We start from the raw sequence: 17,756 nt of genomic DNA on the forward strand, positions 1-17,756 counted from the left end.
TGGAAAATAAAAAATTATTTCGAAAATGATGAAGTGACGGTTTTCTGAGTTGTGAAGACCATTCCCCTCACTGAGGCAGATATTATATGAGATCCAAATTGATGTTTATTAGTGATCTAGAAAAATTAGCTAAAAGACTAGAGGAATTGTATGGAGATATAGAACTAGATGATATAGTACAAAGACTAATAGATTTTTATGAATTAGGATTCACAAATATTAACCACTCCAGTCTACAATTAATATTATCTGCTTACTTCAAGAGTCTAGGCTATAGAGTATTCGTGGAGTATGAGAAGAAAGGAAAACTACTTGATCTCTACGTTAGTGATGAAGATATGGGAATAGAAGTAGAATATGGTTATATACCCAATTCAGATGCCATAGATGCTGAAGAGTATCTATTAAGTAGAATTTCACTAAAAATTCTGAGGTATAGTAGTTTATCATCGAAGTTCTATATTGCAGTGCCCTCTTTTTATATGCCACCTATCCCCGAGGAATTAACAGCTGACGTAAAAGATAAAGCAAAACTGAGGAGAGTAATTGAAATAATTAGAAAATTTTATAAAATTAATGATGTAACTTTTAATGATGTAAAATTAGCTAAAATTAATGGTATAATATCTGTAGATATTAGCAACTTAAGTATAAGTGTAATCGATATTAGAAAGTATAAACAGCTAAAGGACTCTTACAAATAGATAAAGAAATAGAAACGATAAAAACGGCACAGAAATATTATCATCGATATACGGTAATAGTTCAGCAACGGTAGCAAGGATTCCGGCTATTAAACCAGGTATATTTAATACAAAGTAGCCTACTGTAGCGCAGAATATTAACATTCCCATTGATCCCCAAAGTCCTTTAACTCTCCTCTTATACACAAAATTTCTTATTATTCCGGTTATGCCATCACCAAAAGACATGAAGATTAAGGGAAGAACAGCAACGTAAATTAGATCAGTGCTAGTCCAATAATTGGGATCTAAAATAAACATTACTAATAAAACAGTCCCAAAGGAGAACGCGAAGAACACTTCCCCTAAATTTTCCTTATCCATAAACCAACTCATCTCTTTCCTTAGCACTCTTATGGTTATCAAATACGCCATAATGAGATAAGATGTAATTATTGGAACTAAGGGAGAGTTAAAAACAAATGGAGATAGTACTGCTACAATCCCCCCTCCTAACATGTGTATTGCCTTTCTAGTTACATATGCTCCGAATTTTTTTGAGATTAACTTAGAAATGTACAGAACAACAATCGCCACCCATATACTTAGCGCTATTCCCCAAGCGATATCGCTAATAGTTATTAACATCCACCATAATTCTCAATGAATCCTTTAAAAATTAATCCACAATAATCAAATTATGCAATTATACAAATACTCATTAAAGGACGGATATTTGGTTCCAAATGAAAATGGTGATGTTACAGTATTCGTGGAAGGAAATTTTATCTCAATAACTGATAAAAACGGTAATAAGATAGAAGGCGCTAGATTTAAGTATCTAGGGAATGAATACCTCCTCTTAGAAAAACTTAGGTATTTGGCGAAGTTAGTTAACGTAGATGTAGATGAGGATGTTCTTTTGGCTCACCCTACATTAAGAAATAGAACACTTGCAATAAACAAACTTATGGGCGAACTATTTGAAGTTTTCATTTATAATCTCTTGCTAGCAAAGGACTATAAGGTAAAAAGACAATTTGAAATTTATCCTTCGCTTCGTAAATTCACTCATACTAGATGGCATAATAGGCCCGACTTTATAGTAGAAGACAAGCTCGTAATTGAGGCCAAAATTCACAAAAATGATTACCTACAGACTCTAGAGTACTCTAAATATTTCAAGTACGGTATGGCAGTATTTCCATTTACTGGAGAGTGTAGAGTACCTAAAGGTTGGATTTGTATATTTAACACCACAAAGGATCAGTCTAGATTCTACTCTCTTCTTGAAGATTTATTATCTAGAGTTAAGTAATTGCCATATGGAAATTGGCACTCCCTTATTTGAAGGTTCGAAGAAAATCCTTCTACTTGGAAGTGGAGAGTTAGGAAAGGAAATGGCTATTGAGGCACAAAGAATGGGATTAGAAGTTGTTGCTTTAGATAGATACGATCTAGCTCCTGCCATGCACGTTGCTCACAGAAAGTATGTAGTAGATATGATGAATCCAAACGCTATTAAGGCAGTAGTGAAAAGGGAAAGACCAGATGCGATTATAGCTGAAATAGAGGCAATTAATACAGACGCATTAATTGAACTTGAAAGCAACGGCTTTAGAGTGGTTCCTAATGCAAATGCAGTAAAAGCTTGCATGAATAGAATTGAATTAAGAAGATTTGCTGCAGAAAAACTTAAACTTCCAACTACGAAATACGCATTTGCCGAAAATGAAGAAGAGGTAAAACGAGCTTGTAAGGATATTGGTTTTCCTTGTCTGATTAAACCGGAGATGAGCTCTAGTGGGCATGGCCATGTATTAGTCAATAAAATCGAGAATGTAGAGGAAGCTTATAGAGAGTCTATATCTCACGCTAGAGGTAAGAGTAGAAGAGTCATTGTAGAAGAGTTCGTAAAAATAGATACTGAGCTAACAGTATTAACGTATAGATATCATTCGAATTCTGATAGCATAATAACTAAGACCATTGAACCAATAGAACATAAGAGACCAAGCTATTATTATGTTGAGTCATGGCATCCTTCTAATGTAAGCCAAGGAGTGAAAGAGACTGCTAGGGGAATCGCACAAAAGGTTGCAGAAGAACTAGGAGGTCTAGGAATATATGGTGTTGAAATAATAGTTAGTGGAAATAGAATTCTCTTTAGCGAAGTAGCGCCCAGACCCCATGATACTGGATTAGTTACATTAGCTAGTAGCGATATAAATGAATTCCAAATTCATGTTAGAAGTGCAATAGGCTTGCCGACTCCAGAAGTTAAGTTAGTTTCCCCAGCGGCCTCTCATGTGATTTTAGCACAAACAGAAAATGTTTGGGGACCTAAATTTCTAAACATAGAGAAGGCAATGGAGATTCCGGGCGTACAAGTTAGGTTGTTCGGAAAACCTGTTACATACGAGAAGAGAAGAATGGGTGTAGTATTGGCAACTGGAAATAGTGTAGAAGAGGCGTTAGAAAAAGTTAGAAAGGCATCTTCAATAATATTAGTTAAGTGAATGTATCTTCTTTATTAGACTTATAGTGTTTCTTATTTTCTCCATAACAAACTGCGACGATTTAGTTGAGAAGGAGTCATGAAGAGTTTCATATTCTAAGTCGTATATTCCAGCTATCTCGGCTATTGAAATTGTCCAAATTCTGGCAGTCGCATCGTAATTATATCCACCCCCACCTAACATTATGAGCCTACCATTAGAATATTCGTGAACTAGGCGATGGATCTTGGTTACCACATCTAAATAGCCATGGGTAGATAATTTTAACTCAACTAAAGGGTCGTTAAAATGAGAATCACCACCTGCTACAAGAATAATTAGTTCTGGCTTATATCTTTCTATAGCGGGGACTACTATTTCGTCGAAGGCTAAGAGATAACCATCATCTCCAGTACCAGGTGGAAGAGGGATATTGATAGTATACCCTTCCCCTTTCCCTAGCCCGATCTCGTTCACATCCCCGGTACCCGGGAAGAAATTAGGATGAAACATGTGTAAAGAAATTTTCAAAATATTATTATCATCAATTAATAGCTCTTGTGTACCATCAGCGTGATGACCATCTATATCAACTATGGCTATTCTTGAAAAGAAACTCTCCCCTAATTTAGATATTAGAGCCACATCGTTAAAAACGCAAAAACCAGCTGCTCTATTCCTCTTTGCATGATGAAAACCTCCACCAATATTGATAGTGTGGTTAAATTCTCCACTTTTTATTAACTCTAATGCCTTTACACTACCACTTACTCTGATTAATGCCGCCTCATATATACCCTTAAACGCTGGAGTATCTCCGTCATCCAAATAGCCTTGACCCTCCTTACTTTTATATTTTACAAATTCTATATATTCTTTGGAGTGTACCAGCTGAAGAGCCTCTTCTGGAATCGACTTGGGTTCAACTAGTGTGATGAAATGAAATGCACCTCTTTCTTCTAGGAGCCTTTTAGTCATGCTTTCTCTCAGGGATTTAAATGGATGATAGTCTGGGAACGAATAGTTATAATATTCGTCTGTCCATATAAAAGCCGTTTTGTGCAAAGTATATCACTACTTTTTTATTTTTCAATTTAAAATACTTATCTAGTATGATAGATAACACACTCATCACAAAGCCGAGTTATGTTGCGCATAGTATGGATAAATTGAGCGATATTATTTCTAAGATGAAAGAAAACAAGATGTGGACTGTACCCGTTATCAAGGATAGGAAATTAATAGGTTTGATCTCTTATAAAGATCTTCTTTCTAGAAGGGTGAGTCTAGAGACTAAAGCGATAAACATTATGAGTCCCAGTGTTACTGTACAAATTGATGAGGATATTAATAGATTAATTGCAAAATTCTATACTACTAAGGCTAGAGTAATACCAGTCATAAATGAGAAGCGGGAATTTATTGGTTTAGTAACAAGGGAGTCATTACTCTCGTATTTGCTGAAAGCAAACGAAATCCCAGAAAATAGGACTGCAAGAGAATACATGACCTCTCCAGCTACATCAATAGACGAAAACGATTCTATAGCCAGGGCAAGATGGTTAATGATAAGAGATAATATAAGCAGACTGCCAGCAACTAAAGAGTATAGACTAACTGGAATCATAAGTGCAAGAGACATAGTTGATGCTTTGTACAGTGTAAGTGGAAGGAAAAGAGAGTCGATAATGAAAGATGAAGAAAGGGTTATGGCGATGCCAGTTAAAGAAATTATGAAGTACCCGGTTATAACGGCAAATGGAAAAGACTCACTGACGGATGTAGTAGAGAAACTACTTAAATTTAGAATCTCTGGAATGCCCGTTATGGAAGGCGATAGATTAAGCGGTGTAATAAGCGGATTAGATATTATTAAGGCAGTAGCTGAAAAAATGCAACTATCAATACCCATTGAAGCTAAAATACCTCAAGAGCTAAAATCCAACTTAGAGTTTAAGGCAAACATAGATGACATACTTGAAAGATATTTAAGTAAAATAGAAAGGTTAACCGAAGTTATAAACTTTAAGGTATCGTTTAAGGAAGAAATGAGGAGTAGTACGGGAAATAAAAAACTATATACTGCAATGGTAAGGGTAACTACTAAAATAGGTGATTATGTAGCTAGGGATACAGATTGGGAACCCGTAGTTGCGTTAAAGAATGCTGTAGAAAAAATAGAGGAAAGAATATTAAGAAAACTAAGAAAAATAGAAGAGAGTAACAAAAAAGGGATTAAGGCAGAAGAGGCTTGAAAATTGGAGTAGTGCAACCTTTAGAAGTTAAGTCAGCAATTTTACTAGCTGAAAAAGCATTAAAGGAGGGAGCAGAGCTAGTACTATTACCAGAAAAATGGACAAGAAATATAGATGATGTACCACTGCTTGAATTTCAGAAATTAGCTAAAAGATACACCGCTTATATCTTACCTGGAGCATTTGAAGATGGAGTATCAGTAATCACTCCAATAATTGATGATAGTGGAAACCTAAAAGGAATAGCGAAGAAAATTCACCTATTTAATGAAGAAAGAGTGAGACTCATTCCAGGTAATGAAGCAGTCCTCTTTACCTATAGAGGAATAAGGTTCGGAATCTCAATATGCTATGATATAGACTTCCCTGAAGTGGTCAGAGAATTATTTTCTAAAGGAGCCGAGATAATATTGGTACCCTCAAAAATAAGAAGCAATGGTTTAGATATTTGGAATGAATTCCTTAGGATAAGAGTCTTGGAAAATAGGATAGGAATAGTAAACGCAAACGTATACAATCCACCAGATTTCCCTGGAAGAAGTGTGGCTATCGTTCCGGAACAGAGACAAGATGGTATTGTTATACCTAAAGTAGTAGGAGAATTAGGAAGTGAAGAAAGTTATATGATAGTTGATATAGACCCGTTAAAATACATGTATCTACGAGGAGATAGATTAAAAGAGTACGTCAAATTTACAGTTAAGGAATTATAAGGGAATTTTATAAGCTAGACCTTCCGCTATTTCCTCCTTTAAAATCCTTTTGAACTTATAATCGTAATATAGTTCAAGCTTAAATCTAGGATGCAAAGTATCCCCCATAACTACCCTATCACCAGAAACCTTTCCGTTAATTATCCTAAAATCAAGACTTTCCCCTTCCCTAATTACCAAAACTTCATTTTCATAAGGCAAAACATTCATAGAAACTAGAGAAGGAATTAGATAATAACTACTTGGTAATGTTAAATTTAATAAAACCTCCTTATTAGATGATATTATTTTACTAACGACATTTGCATCAGTAAATATATTCCTTTTCCTGTTATGCGACTTAATTTTACCGTTTTCGAATTCTATAACAATATCTTCCTCTTCTCTTGAGGCTACATGATCCTCTAACTCTTGAAAACTCCTATATGCCATAAAAGTAAACCTTACGACTCCCTTCATTATTAAAGCCTTAGGAGGTATAGTAGAATTATCGATAAATTTAACCTTCGTCTCTTTACTAATTGGAATTGCATAATATGGATAATATGCGAAATCGTCTTCCTTAATGCCTAAAGTTTTTGACGCATTCTTTACAAATAGGGTTCTATCAAATTTGTAATCTTCGTATATATTCTTGACTTTAGACTCCAGACTCTTCACTACGTTAGAAATTATCTCATTTTCAAAATATGCATGAATAGCAAAAACTAAACTTAACTTGCTTGCATATTCTTTCGTTAATTCTAAAATTTTTGTAAGATTATCGTATTTTGATAGAAGTTTAAGTGAATCCATCATCAATACTACTTTCTATAACCTAAAATACTTAACGAGACTCAGAAAACGTTAAAATCTTTGAGAAAAGGTAATTTTCGAAAACCTAGACCTTTCTACAATACTTAGTTAAAAAAAATGATGATGAGCGCGCCCTTATCGGATCATGTGAAGAATACCACCGGCACTGATTCTTTCCAGAATTTCTTTTCTAGCAATTAATCTTATCTTATTAACGTCCCAAATTTTCTCTATGATTTCCATACTTTTTTTCTTAAAATTTTTACTTACGAATATTCTACTCTCTAGACCCTTAGACTCTAGTAAGTCTTCTGGATCATAACCTTTGTTACTAATTCTTAAAATTATTTTACCTCCATCACAATTAATACAAACTCCATCAATTCCGTATCTCGAAATTGGATATAATTTATGCCTAGGTGAATAGACTTTACCAGAAGGCATTACGTTATAAACAGCATCTAATCCCATCCTTAAGAATGCCGCACATAAATTCTTACCAATTATTGGAAGATCCTCATAAAGGAACGCTATGTAGGCTGAAGCTATCTCTAAGTCATCTACACCTCTTCCCAATAGTATTTTTTTAAATTCATCAGAATAAATTATTGCACTATAGAGCTTCTCAAACATACTTATACTTTTTAAAAATCTAGCATATAAATATTATCATTATAATATGGTGGACTCGTCAGTATTATCATGTAGAATTCCTTATTAAACGTTATAGATAGAAGAGTCTAGACATGATAGTCACAGTAATAAATCAGAAAGGAGGAGTAGGCAAAACAACGACTTCAGTAAATTTATCTTACTATTTAAGCAAGGAAAAGAAGACAGGATTGCTCGATTTGGACCCGGAAGGAGGAGCGACCATATCTTATGGAATGAAAAGAGAACTTAAAGAGCTCCCATTAGGCGAAAAAAGTGTAAATATCTTTAATGTGGAAGTGTTTCCAGCACACATTGGACTGTTAAAGTTAGAATTGAATGGAGATGTAGAAGAAATTAGTAACAAAATTAAGGAAATAGGGAAACAGTTCGATTTCCTCGTTATAGATACTCCACCAAATCTGGGTACGTTAGCAATATCAGCAATGTTGGTTGCTGACAGAATAGTTTCACCGGTAACACCACAACCCTTAGCACTAGAGGCAATAAAGAATCTCGACTCTAGATTAAAGAGTATAGGGAAGAACGCTTATTCTTTTACAAATTTTTCAAAAAAGGTAGTTAAGCTAGATAATCTATCATCAGTAAAATTCACAGAAATTACAATACCACCCTCTAGATTATTCATTGAAGCTTCTAGACTAGGAGTTCCAGCGTTAAGATATGAGGAAGTTAGAATAAAGAAACCTAAGCTAGCTAACTATTATCAGCAATTAGCAAAGGTGATTAGTGAATGAGTGAATTAGATTTCCTATTGAAGAAGAAAAGAAAAAGTGAGGACGAAGAGAAAATCATTAATAATAACGAGAATGCAAAAAAAGAGGAAATTACAAATGAAGAGGAAAAAATTAAGAACGATATGTTGAAGTATATTGAGAAAGATCCAAAAATAGGTGTATGGAGTTATCCCGCATTTTTAGTTCTTCAATACCTCTATCATACAGTTCCGGGATTTAAAATGAGTAGAACAGCCAAGGAAGCGTTAGAAAAGGGATTGAAAGAAATGTACCCTACACTATTTACCATTGCAGAAAAAATTGCAAAAGAGAGATTTAAAGAGTAATATCTGGTAATATTTCTAGGAAGTATTACTAATCAGGTTTAAATGCTAGAGATTATATTTATCTGTAACTGTTAAGGTGATTAGAATGGACATATGTGTAAAGGCTAGAAACGATGAAGAAGCTACAAGGGCTCTACAATTAAATTACAATTGTGTTGTGTACAGTAGACCTTTAAATAATATATTAACATTTATACCAGATCAATATATATCTGATATAAATATTAATAATGAACGTACCGTTGTAATCACAGATAGTTTAGAATTAATTAATACACTAAAAAGTAGAAATCTCAAAATTGCGTATAGAGTTAATAAGCCTTATATGAATATTTTGATATATGATTATTTTGTACTAGAGTTTATACCAAAAAATATTAGAGATCTGAGATTCTACAAAGGTAAAGTTTATATAGATAATATCGATAATTTAGATATATATAGTAAATTGGAAAACTTAAAGATATCAGGAGTATTCACCAATAACTTAGATTTTATAGTAAATCTCAAAAAATTAGGATTATATAAAAATAGGATTATATAAAAGGGAGATTTTAAGTCTAGAGAGTGTCACTCTTGACTGAAGAAAGACGAGTATAGAGCGAGGAGTTAGCGGACTTTAAAACCGCGTTGAGTTACAAAAATATATGCATAGATAGCGTTTAGGCATTGAGGAGGCCAAAATTTTGAGGTTACCATGAGTAATACCTTATAATACTAAATCTAATTATACCACTTTCCATTTTAGGGAATACTACCAGTACTAGCGTTAAATAGTAATCGGAAAATTTGCTAAATATAATATCACGTAGTCACCCTATAGAATTGCTTCTCTATGAAATTAGTAACAATGAACGGTGACTAGAGGATCTAGAATATGTGAAAATTTTATATTAGTAGAGTTAAATTATTACTTAGGAATGCACAGTTTATCATAGTTAATAAAAAAGCTATATAGTAATAATTATGTCTACGATGCTAAAAGATCTAATATACCATGAAAGAGATAAGATAAAAAATCATACTAAGTCAACGATCGATAGTTTCAACATAGACTCTCTTCTCTTAAACGTGAATTTTTAACATGAAAAAGGGAATATCATCAATCCTAGGTGCAATTATATTAATACAAATAGTAGTATCCTCTGTGGGATTAATTCTTTACTTAACTTCATTAAACGCTAAAATGTCTAACATAGCATACTCACAAATATATGAAGAACTTCAAAACGCACCTATATCTGTAATTCCCACTTACCAAGGACCAATGATAATCTCAACCAGCTCATCTCACATGGCAATAACATATATAATATATCCTAATGGGAAAATAATTCACACAAACATTCCACTAACACAGAACGGAGTATATATAAATTTCGATAATAATCCTTGGAGCGTAATAGTACTTAATGATGGAAATTGGTATAACATCTCTGCAAATGATAGACTAGTAAGTCCTAATACTACAGCACTAGGAGGGATTAGATTATATGAACCATACAGTTACACAATAAATCAAGGGAAAATTAACTTAAGCTATCTAGCTACCCCACCTATATATGGTAAAAATCTAGATCCTGCAAATTGGAACCTATTATCAGAAAGTCCAGCTTCATATACACCTTATGGAATTCAAAATTCACTAATACTTATTCCAGAAAATGGTTCAATTCCAATTATAGCAAATTTGTCCTCTGGATTGCAATACTTTGATATAGCAATCCCTTATAATAATCGTGTTTTTGTAGGTGTAGCAGCTGGGGCTACACCCGGAATATGGTATACTACGAACTCACCCCAATTCTCCTATTATCTGCCCTTAGAGTTTAGTGTGTCATACCAAGCGGATTACATAGTACCAGTTTATAACGCAACGTTTGAATATTCCACGTGGATAGATGGTGCCAGATATTATGTAACTCTAAGTTACGTGACATATAATATGATATACTTCATGAAACAAAATAATTATACAATAAAAACTCGAAATGGTGAAATACAACTGCTAAGCTATAAGTTTATAGGCTATCTTATGGCATCTAAAATAGACTACGGCTCTGTTGAGTTTGGTATATGGAGCTTTCCCACTGGTACATCAATAACTGATATACCAATTCCAGGCTATAACAACTATACATTATATTCTGGAGTAATGATAAACGCTTCGTATACCGCATTTAATGAGTCTGGTGTAGTTCCACCCTCAGCTCTTATACTACCATTACAAGGAGGTAATGGATATCTGAATAGCACAAATATAACTGAAGAGAGTTTAGTAAATGTTGAAATGATGATAAGTGGTGGCAACTTAGACTATAATTCTAACGGTACCCCGATACCTAATGTCATGAATTATACTTACTTCTGGTATTTCATAAATCCTCAAATAAAAAAATCCAATAGCGTTAACCTACTTATCTCCATTACACCTAATTCACAAGTAACTGTAGCTCTAAGAGATAGTGGAGGGTTTATATATCCAGACTATTCTTATATTGCGTACTCTTTAGCCGAAAAATACTCAGTTACACACAATTATGTGGGATTAAACGGAGGGCCTCCACTTACCGTGATTATAGACGACGTGTCTGGAACATTAATTAATGGCAGTAATCAAGGATATTTACCATTAGGTTATCCGGTAGTAAACGCTAATTATAAATATACGATAATCCCAGGTGACTATGTACAATACACTGAGACTGCTACATATCAATACTTCAAAACTATTAACTTACAAATCAACTATAATTTACCATTTATAATAATAGTCCCAGAGGATGTCTACTATCCTTACTTTGCTGTGTAAGCTGTTTAAGATAAACCGTAAAGTTTATACATTTTCATGATAATTTTTTACAGTAAAGTACTAGCAAATGGGGTAAATATCCCGACGAGCTAGCGGTGAAAAATGCTAAAGATGTGCGGGTGTTCTATATAGGTTTGTCCGTAACTTCGGTAAAGCCTAAGAACAGAGGATTAATGTTAACAATCATGAAATCCTATGAAGCCCAAACTCCTAACAGAATTAATTATTAATTTTTTGTTGTAATATTTTACATGTGATCTCAAAGTTTAGCTTTCAAAGGCTTAAGAAGGGCGCCCTAAAATACTTGGTATTAGAGTCCTTAAATGAGAGGCCAATGAGAACGTATGAAATCATCAAGACTATAGAGAAGAAATTCGAAGGTTCTTATAGACCTAGCACAGGGTCAGTATACCCAGTTCTAAAAAGCCTTGTAGAAAAAAACTTAGTAGAAGTGAAAGTCGAAAATAATAAGAAAATTTACATTATAACAGAGAAGGGGAAAAATGAGCTGCAGGAAATCAAGAATAAATCACTTAAACTTCTAGGTGATAATACGAAATTCTCAAGACAAATATTACAAGAATTATTACAAATCGCATTTTACTTATATGATAATAGATCAAAAATAGATGAAAATAATATACAAAAGATCATAGAATACTTAAGGAATTGTAGAAACCAATTAAAGAATGTCTTGTGAAATATATTTGAGTAATTCTAGAGATTTATTTACAACAGTGACTGGATCTCGATCTAGAATGAAGAGTGAAGGCTCTTTACCATAATCACCTAAATCCACAATATAATTAGGAACCTTAGACAACTTACGAATACACGAATCAACCATAAAGTTCATAGTACTATGCTCCCTATATTTTACCTCTTTAGGCTCCGAAGACCTATCGAATATACAAAGATCTTGAGACGGTAATTTCTCAATAACTTCTCTATAATACTTTAAGTTTATTGCACTTCTTATATTTCTATCATGCTTCATTACAGTTAAAATCACCCTTGCCACATGATCAGATGCTCCAAACGCTGGCAGCATACAGTATATTACTTTTTTAAATGCTGTAGTTAACCTGCCTGGAATTGCTGCAACATCATTAGCATCGGCTGCATTAGATACTGCATATCCAATATTAGTTCTAACTTCTGGAATAAGTAGATAAGCCCTTTCATTAGATACAAAAATATCTACTGCCTCCTTAAGTCTTTTTAAAACATATTCTCTTTCACTTTCATCTTGCATAGAAAATAAATAGTATCTTGGCTTATAATATTTTCAACGATCATAGACATAGTTATACTTCGTCAGACTTTAAAGAGCAAGATTTATATTTCATGAGTAATACTAAATTGTTATGCCGAAATCCAGAATGCACGGTATAAGGCTCAACAAGAAACAAGAGGAAGAGAGGAGGATTAACGCTGTAAAAGATGTGAGGAACGGGATGAGTATAAAGGACGTTGCCAAGAAGTATGACGTCTCCATCTTTACCGTGTACAAGTGGTTGAGGAAAGGTGACCTGAGCGCTAAGCCGAGGAAGGGACCCACGAAACTGAAGGACGAGGAAAAGCTCGTCCGAATCTTAGAAAAGAGCCCAAGAGATTTCGGCTTGAACTACGATTTCTGGACCTTGAAGCTCATAGCGTATATACTTGACAAGGAATTTGGGATAAAGTACAACCCGAGGAGTTTAAGCCCAGTCCTCAAGAAATTAGGCTTCAAGTACAAGAAAGGAAAGAGAACTTACGTTAGAGACGATAACGCTGTAGAAAGGTGGGTGAAGGAACAAGGGGAGAAGCTTTTAAAAAAATAAGAGAAGGGTACAAGGTACACATCTTCGATGAGTCGTACGTGTCCTACATAAACAAGGGTAAAGGCTGGATGAAGGTCGGAGGAGGGATAAAGGTCAACCCTAAGAGGAAGAGGTTTGCAGTAGTAGGCGGGATAACGATTAGTAAAGAGGGAATAACTTTCTCCTATTCGACATACAAGAAGCCCTCGCTGAACTCAAAAGATATTATACTCTACTTGAGGAAGGTAATAAAGGACGAGAAGACCGTGATAGTGATGGATAATGCTAGAATACACGGTAATGAAGTGAGGGAATTCCTTGAGGAAAATGGGGTGGAGTTTGTTTATCTGCCGCCTTACTCTCCGGATAAGAGTCCGGCGGAGGGGCCGTGGGCAGTCCTCAAGAAAAGGCTCTACTCGAAGATTTACACGGACTTCGAGACCTTAATGTGGGATGCAACGAGGTTCCTACGCTCCATATCCAAGAGAGTAAATGACCTTACGTATAGTGTGAAGAGGTGCGGTGAACCTTGGACGTCAATACTGAGTGAAGTTTTCTTGCCCTTTAAAGTCTGACGAAGTATAATAGTTTCCTTAAGTCCACGAAAGTTATCTACTCTGTTTGTAATCATATTTAACACATCGTTAAATGTAAATCCCGAATATGTGGCGAAAAACGCAAGACGTGAGAGTGTCCGGAATGTAATTATCTGAACGAATAGATAAACAGAATGATAAATATTAATATTGCCAGAAGGGTAGGACCTGGATCACCGAGAAAAACTTTATAATGGAAAAATATCAAGACGAGAGGATTTACCTATCGCGCATAGCGTTGTCTGATCGCGAGGAGGTGCGTCTCAGAGCTGAACGGCTCTACGTTCTGGAGGAGTCCTCCGTTGGATCGCGAGGAATATCTTGATGTTGTAGATCACTCCCAGGACGTGAAGGAAGACGTCGTTCCTCCAGGTCGTGGTCCCGTAGGGCCTCCAGAACGCGTTCAGGTAGGTGCCGAAGAACTCCACGTGGGCCCTCAGGGTAGTGAAGGGCTTCTCCCGCGCTATGAGCTGTGTCGGGGAGGGAGAGAATCCCCTGTCCGCGATCTTAATCCCCTTGAGCGGTGACTTGAACCTCTTGTCCGAGAAGTTGGCTGGCTTCACCGTGATGGACCTCATGAAGAGGGAGACGGAGATCACGGCCACGGCCTTAAGCCCGTAGTGCGAGACCCCTCTCTTCTTGGTCCACCTTCCCTCGAACCTCCTCTTGGTTCTCCCCAGGGAGAGCAGCTTCCCGGCCCTCTCCAAGTTACCTTCCCTCCTCTCCAGCTCCGCCTTCTCCCGAAAGGTCTCCACGCTCCTCTTCCCAGGAGGTAAGTCCAGTAGGAAGGAGTCCACTAGCCACGCCATGAAGTCCACGAGATGCGCGCTCGCAGGGAGGTAACTGGGTAGGCACTTCTCCTCAAGCTTGAAGGAAATCTCCAACAACTTCTTCCTCACCCCGTACAACCTGCCCACGAAGTCGTGCAGCGTTACTACTTCCAGTAAGTCTATAGTCTAGTATTATTTTATAAAATATTATTGAAAATAATTCCATTGTATTGGCCTTAATGAATACATAAAGCTTATCAACTTGATTAATTGATTCCTTGTTATCACTATTTATAAGAAACTTATTAATGAATTATAAAGTATAACAAATTTCTGGAAACAGTAGTGCTCTTCCCCACCTTCCTCCCCACGAACCAGGCCACGACCACGTTCACGTTGACCATTTTCACCGCGTCCCTATAGGAGCAGGAGTAGAGCACCATGACGATTAACAACTTCAGGTAAACCAGCGCGCCCTCGCCCAGAACCCTCTCCAAATCCATGGCGTCCAGCACGGGCTTGATCTCCGTTAACCATTTTTCCCTCCACGGCATATCCTCTATTGGGGGAAGAGGGTAGTACATCAAGTTTGGTATGTGTCTTAATGTTCTTGCCATGGTACTACCCTCTACTCCCATAACTTAAGTGTTACTCCAATTTAATCCAAGATAATGCTAAAAATCAATTTATTCTTGTCAATAAAAATTCAATTTTTTACATTCCGGACACTCTCACGTGCATTTTCTAAACATCACTTCATGTGTATTGACTGGTTCTTACCTAGAGATTGGAGAGGGGAAAGTTATTATTTCCAGATAAATTTTTGAATAATCCTTCCTTTTCAATGTTTTTAATGAAAAAACTTTTACAGAATCATTTGCGTTTTCTCGTAACTTGGTGAAACCTAAATCAAAGGGTTATATCAAAAATTATTATATTATTATATTATAAATAATATTAAAAACCTAAGTGAGGACAAGCTCTTTTTACTTACCACCTACATTGTAAAATAACTTCTCTCCTTAAGGACCATTAATTCCTACCTTATAACTTCGAGAAGCAGTCCCTATCTTTCTATTTATCCGATTTCTTTCTCATGTTAAAGGAGAAGATTTCTGGCCATATCATTTTAAGAGATTAACATTTATCTTTAAGGTATTAGCGTAAGTTGCCTCTTTTTTCATATAATATAGACTAAACTAAATAAACCTAATAAACTGAAAGAGTTACAAACCTTGTTAAAATAACCCTATAAAGAGTTTATAAGAAAAATATTTAAGTTAACAAGAAGCTTTTAATAGTTAGAGTTGAGTGATATGGGATTAAAAGATGTTATTGTAGATATTTTCCAACTTGACAAAGATTGGACTACAAGAATTGTTATGGGAATGTTAGTTTTAGGTGTAATATGGGGCTTATTAGGTGTTATTGATTCATTAATGGTTAGATTAGTTGAGGCTTCGTGGGGACTTTCGGCTGTCTTACCTTTAACTCCTCAAGAATATTTCGCTGGTATAACATTACATGCTGAAAGGGACTTATTCGGTTTTGCTCAACAAGTTATTTACGCAATATTTATATATTTTACAATAAAGCTTCTAAACATAGAACCTAGAGCCAAGTGGATGCTTAATCTCGGCTTTATTGCAGTTAATATTTCAATGATGTTTATGGAGGGACCAATTTTAATTATACCAGCAGCGGGTTTTGATAACTACTTCTCCGCTACAATATGGTATTATCTCTCACCACTAGGAATACCGGGTTATTCTCAATATGTTGTCAGCCCATTATTTTTCTGGGGCTGGATATTACTGGATGCTTTCACTTATATTGGTGGTTTCTGGATAGTATATCATTACTACTTAGCTAGTAAAAATATGAAAGAAAAACTTCCAGTTCCTCTTGTTTACTTCTTAATGGTCACCTTAATGTTCATGATAGGGTATTCCGGTGTTACAGCTGCTGATGTATGGGATGTTTTAGCGTTCTATCACATAGTAGGATTAGATCCAATAGCAAATCAGATAGCGTTCTGGATATTTGGCCATGCGATAGTTTACATGGCTTGGGTCCCTGCAGTAGGTGCATTATATCTACTAATACCAATGTTAGCTAACAAACCATTATATAGTGACAGAATGGGAAGAATATCTGCACTATTATACTTAATATTCTCTAACAATGTTCCTATCCATCACTTATACATGGTCAATCTTCCCATAGCATTAAAGTTACTCCAAGAAGTTCTAACATATTCCGTAGTAATACCTTCCATGATGACATTCTTTAACTTGTGGGCAACCGCAAAGGGAGCTGATGTAAAGTGGAATATTATAACCGCCTGGACTGTTACCTCATTCGCTGGGGCAATAGCAGCTGGTGTTACTGGTATATCTAACGCAACTATAAGCTTTGACGCAATAGTTCATAACACGGATTGGGTTGTTGGACACTTTCATGCAATGATACTATTCTCCATAGTGCCTGCGGCATGGGCAGTATTATACATTATGATAACTATGATGAGTGGAAGGATATGGTTCTCTAAGGGAATGGCATGGTTACATTATATTGGTTATATGATAGGCACTACATTTCTAATCGTGGGATTTGAACTAATAGGATTCTACGGCGTAGTTAGGAGGGCTGAGATTTATCCTAGAGTACCTGGGCTAATTGATGCTGAAGTAATAGCAACTGTTGGTGCAATTATAGCCGATTTAGCTACTTTAGTATGGTTCTTAAATCTAGTATTAACTTTAGTTAAAGGGAGACTAGTAAGGCTAGAGGGACTATCATTGCCTCAAGTTGCTGGTGCAGTAGCAATGAGTTTAGAATGGCCATCTTCAATCTCGTTTACTAGCCCAGTTTTGAAGTTTATAAAAACTCACAATACTAGCAAAAAAGGTCTAGCGTCAACTATAGTATTAGCAATTGTTGGTGCAATACTTATCGTAGTTAGTGCTGTTCCGTTGGCTTTTGCAGGTGATGCTTACACTCCACAAACTTGGATTTGGATTACTATTCTTACAATCGGAATTATTTTTTCAGCTATTGGTTCTCTTAAAGGTATGAAGTCTATTTGAGGTGA

General features: G+C 35.5%; 16 protein-coding genes and 3 pseudogenes. 12 read left to right on the forward strand and 7 right to left on the reverse strand.

What is annotated here, in order from left to right; translation table 11 throughout:
• Window positions 1-86 precede the first annotated feature (86 nt).
• A complete protein-coding gene (locus tag SSOP1_RS00120) occupies window positions 87-704 on the forward strand; it encodes a hypothetical protein (RefSeq protein ID WP_009989616.1) in 618 nt (205 codons plus the stop codon).
• On the opposite strand, the gene SSOP1_RS00125 is transcribed toward SSOP1_RS00120, so the two are convergent.
• Complete coding sequence (locus SSOP1_RS00125) at window positions 684-1,331, reverse strand: hypothetical protein (RefSeq protein WP_009989615.1); 648 nt, start codon at window positions 1,329-1,331, stop codon at window positions 684-686. The two genes, SSOP1_RS00120 and SSOP1_RS00125, sit on opposite strands and share 21 nt — an antisense overlap.
• 52 nt (window positions 1,332-1,383) lie before the next feature.
• On the opposite strand from SSOP1_RS00125, the gene SSOP1_RS00130 reads away from it, so the two are divergent.
• Together SSOP1_RS00130 and purT are read left to right on the forward strand one after the other, a co-directional pair.
• The gene (locus SSOP1_RS00130) at window positions 1,384-2,001 is read left to right on the forward strand and encodes a hypothetical protein (protein WP_009989614.1); all 618 of its coding nucleotides are present in this window, start codon (window positions 1,384-1,386) and stop codon (window positions 1,999-2,001) included.
• A 7-nt stretch (window positions 2,002-2,008) separates the two neighbouring features.
• Complete coding sequence (purT, locus tag SSOP1_RS00135) at window positions 2,009-3,202, forward strand: formate-dependent phosphoribosylglycinamide formyltransferase (protein WP_009989613.1); 1,194 nt, start codon at window positions 2,009-2,011, stop codon at window positions 3,200-3,202.
• On the opposite strand, the gene SSOP1_RS00140 is transcribed toward purT, so the two are convergent.
• Window positions 3,191-4,246 carry an acetoin utilization protein AcuC gene (locus tag SSOP1_RS00140; RefSeq protein ID WP_009989612.1) on the reverse strand — a complete coding sequence of 352 codons (1,056 nt, stop codon included), beginning with the start codon at window positions 4,244-4,246 and terminating at the stop codon, window positions 3,191-3,193. The genes purT and SSOP1_RS00140 overlap by 12 nt on opposite strands.
• Before the next feature lie 47 nt (window positions 4,247-4,293).
• Here SSOP1_RS00140 and SSOP1_RS00145 point away from each other — a divergent pair, with 47 nt between their 5' ends.
• On the forward strand, window positions 4,294-5,436 hold the full coding sequence (locus tag SSOP1_RS00145; RefSeq protein WP_009989611.1) for a CBS domain-containing protein: 1,143 nt from the start codon (window positions 4,294-4,296) through the stop codon (window positions 5,434-5,436).
• Entirely contained in the window at window positions 5,433-6,149 is a 717-nt protein-coding gene (locus SSOP1_RS00150; RefSeq protein ID WP_009989610.1) for a carbon-nitrogen hydrolase family protein, read from the forward strand. Before SSOP1_RS00145 ends, SSOP1_RS00150 begins: the two co-directional genes overlap by 4 nt.
• On the opposite strand, the gene SSOP1_RS00155 is transcribed toward SSOP1_RS00150, so the two are convergent.
• Together SSOP1_RS00155 and segC are read right to left on the reverse strand one after the other, a co-directional pair.
• Window positions 6,144-6,944: a hypothetical protein gene (locus tag SSOP1_RS00155; protein ID WP_009989609.1), complete on the reverse strand. Its 801-nt coding sequence runs from the start codon at window positions 6,942-6,944 to the stop codon at window positions 6,144-6,146. The two genes, SSOP1_RS00150 and SSOP1_RS00155, sit on opposite strands and share 6 nt — an antisense overlap.
• A 135-nt stretch (window positions 6,945-7,079) precedes the next feature.
• On the reverse strand, window positions 7,080-7,577 hold the full coding sequence (gene segC / locus SSOP1_RS00160; RefSeq protein ID WP_009989608.1) for a chromosome segregation SegC: 498 nt from the start codon (window positions 7,575-7,577) through the stop codon (window positions 7,080-7,082).
• Window positions 7,578-7,690: 113 nt separating this feature from the next.
• On the opposite strand from segC, the gene SSOP1_RS00165 reads away from it, so the two are divergent.
• The 5 genes from SSOP1_RS00165 (at window position 7,691) to SSOP1_RS00185 (ending at window position 12,191) form a co-directional block, all read left to right on the forward strand.
• Window positions 7,691-8,353: a ParA family protein gene (locus tag SSOP1_RS00165; RefSeq protein WP_009989606.1), complete on the forward strand. Its 663-nt coding sequence runs from the start codon at window positions 7,691-7,693 to the stop codon at window positions 8,351-8,353.
• Complete coding sequence (locus SSOP1_RS00170; protein ID WP_009989603.1) at window positions 8,350-8,679, forward strand: hypothetical protein; 330 nt, start codon at window positions 8,350-8,352, stop codon at window positions 8,677-8,679. Before SSOP1_RS00165 ends, SSOP1_RS00170 begins: the two co-directional genes overlap by 4 nt.
• A gap of 85 nt (window positions 8,680-8,764) precedes the next feature.
• On the forward strand, window positions 8,765-9,223 hold the full coding sequence (locus tag SSOP1_RS00175) for a hypothetical protein (protein WP_009989602.1): 459 nt from the start codon (window positions 8,765-8,767) through the stop codon (window positions 9,221-9,223).
• Between the two features lie 540 nt (window positions 9,224-9,763).
• Window positions 9,764-11,491, forward strand: coding sequence for a UV-inducible protein UpsC (upsC, locus tag SSOP1_RS00180; RefSeq protein ID WP_009989601.1), 1,728 nt, complete (start codon window positions 9,764-9,766; stop codon window positions 11,489-11,491).
• A 253-nt stretch (window positions 11,492-11,744) separates the two neighbouring features.
• Window positions 11,745-12,191 (forward strand): PadR family transcriptional regulator, encoded by a 447-nt coding sequence (locus SSOP1_RS00185; protein WP_009989599.1) that lies wholly within the window; start codon window positions 11,745-11,747, stop codon window positions 12,189-12,191.
• Here SSOP1_RS00185 and SSOP1_RS00190 read toward each other — a convergent pair.
• Window positions 12,174-12,746 carry a thiamine-phosphate synthase family protein gene (locus SSOP1_RS00190; RefSeq protein WP_009989596.1) on the reverse strand — a complete coding sequence of 191 codons (573 nt, stop codon included), beginning with the start codon at window positions 12,744-12,746 and terminating at the stop codon, window positions 12,174-12,176. The two genes, SSOP1_RS00185 and SSOP1_RS00190, sit on opposite strands and share 18 nt — an antisense overlap.
• Window positions 12,747-12,858: 112 nt before the next feature.
• Here SSOP1_RS00190 and SSOP1_RS15995 point away from each other — a divergent pair.
• A pseudogene (locus SSOP1_RS15995) lies at window positions 12,859-13,871 on the forward strand (IS630-like element ISC1078 family transposase).
• Between the two features lie 284 nt (window positions 13,872-14,155).
• Here the strand turns inward: SSOP1_RS15995 and SSOP1_RS00205 are convergent.
• Window positions 14,156-14,824, reverse strand: a pseudogene (locus tag SSOP1_RS00205) (IS5-like element ISC1234 family transposase); the annotation flags it as partial.
• Between the two features lie 188 nt (window positions 14,825-15,012).
• A pseudogene (locus tag SSOP1_RS00210) lies at window positions 15,013-15,300 on the reverse strand (IS5/IS1182 family transposase); the annotation flags it as partial.
• Window positions 15,301-15,978: 678 nt separating this feature from the next.
• Here SSOP1_RS00210 and SSOP1_RS00215 point away from each other — a divergent pair.
• On the forward strand, window positions 15,979-17,751 hold the full coding sequence (locus SSOP1_RS00215; RefSeq protein ID WP_048054166.1) for a cbb3-type cytochrome c oxidase subunit I: 1,773 nt from the start codon (window positions 15,979-15,981) through the stop codon (window positions 17,749-17,751).
• Window positions 17,752-17,756: the final 5 nt, after the last annotated feature.

The sequence above is a fragment of the Saccharolobus solfataricus genome, assembly GCF_900079115.1.
GTDB classification, from domain to species: domain Archaea; phylum Thermoproteota; class Thermoprotei_A; order Sulfolobales; family Sulfolobaceae; genus Saccharolobus; species Saccharolobus solfataricus.

Excerpts from the sequence above, each read along its gene's own strand:
- SSOP1_RS00120 (WP_009989616.1), top strand. The coding sequence starts at position 87 with ATGAGATCCAAATTGATGTTTATTAGTGATCTAGAAAAATTAGCTAAA.
- SSOP1_RS00125 (WP_009989615.1), bottom strand. The coding sequence starts at position 1,331 with ATGTTAATAACTATTAGCGATATCGCTTGGGGAATAGCGCTAAGTATA.
- SSOP1_RS00130 (WP_009989614.1), top strand. The coding sequence starts at position 1,384 with ATGCAATTATACAAATACTCATTAAAGGACGGATATTTGGTTCCAAAT.
- purT (WP_009989613.1), top strand. The coding sequence starts at position 2,009 with ATGGAAATTGGCACTCCCTTATTTGAAGGTTCGAAGAAAATCCTTCTA.
- SSOP1_RS00145 (WP_009989611.1), top strand. The coding sequence starts at position 4,294 with ATGATAGATAACACACTCATCACAAAGCCGAGTTATGTTGCGCATAGT.
- SSOP1_RS00155 (WP_009989609.1), bottom strand. The coding sequence starts at position 6,944 with ATGGATTCACTTAAACTTCTATCAAAATACGATAATCTTACAAAAATT.
- segC (WP_009989608.1), bottom strand. The coding sequence starts at position 7,577 with ATGTTTGAGAAGCTCTATAGTGCAATAATTTATTCTGATGAATTTAAA.
- SSOP1_RS00165 (WP_009989606.1), top strand. The coding sequence starts at position 7,691 with ATGATAGTCACAGTAATAAATCAGAAAGGAGGAGTAGGCAAAACAACG.
- SSOP1_RS00170 (WP_009989603.1), top strand. The coding sequence starts at position 8,350 with ATGAGTGAATTAGATTTCCTATTGAAGAAGAAAAGAAAAAGTGAGGAC.
- SSOP1_RS00175 (WP_009989602.1), top strand. The coding sequence starts at position 8,765 with ATGGACATATGTGTAAAGGCTAGAAACGATGAAGAAGCTACAAGGGCT.
- upsC (WP_009989601.1), top strand. The coding sequence starts at position 9,764 with ATGAAAAAGGGAATATCATCAATCCTAGGTGCAATTATATTAATACAA.
- SSOP1_RS00190 (WP_009989596.1), bottom strand. The coding sequence starts at position 12,746 with ATGCAAGATGAAAGTGAAAGAGAATATGTTTTAAAAAGACTTAAGGAG.
- SSOP1_RS00215 (WP_048054166.1), top strand. The coding sequence starts at position 15,979 with ATGGGATTAAAAGATGTTATTGTAGATATTTTCCAACTTGACAAAGAT.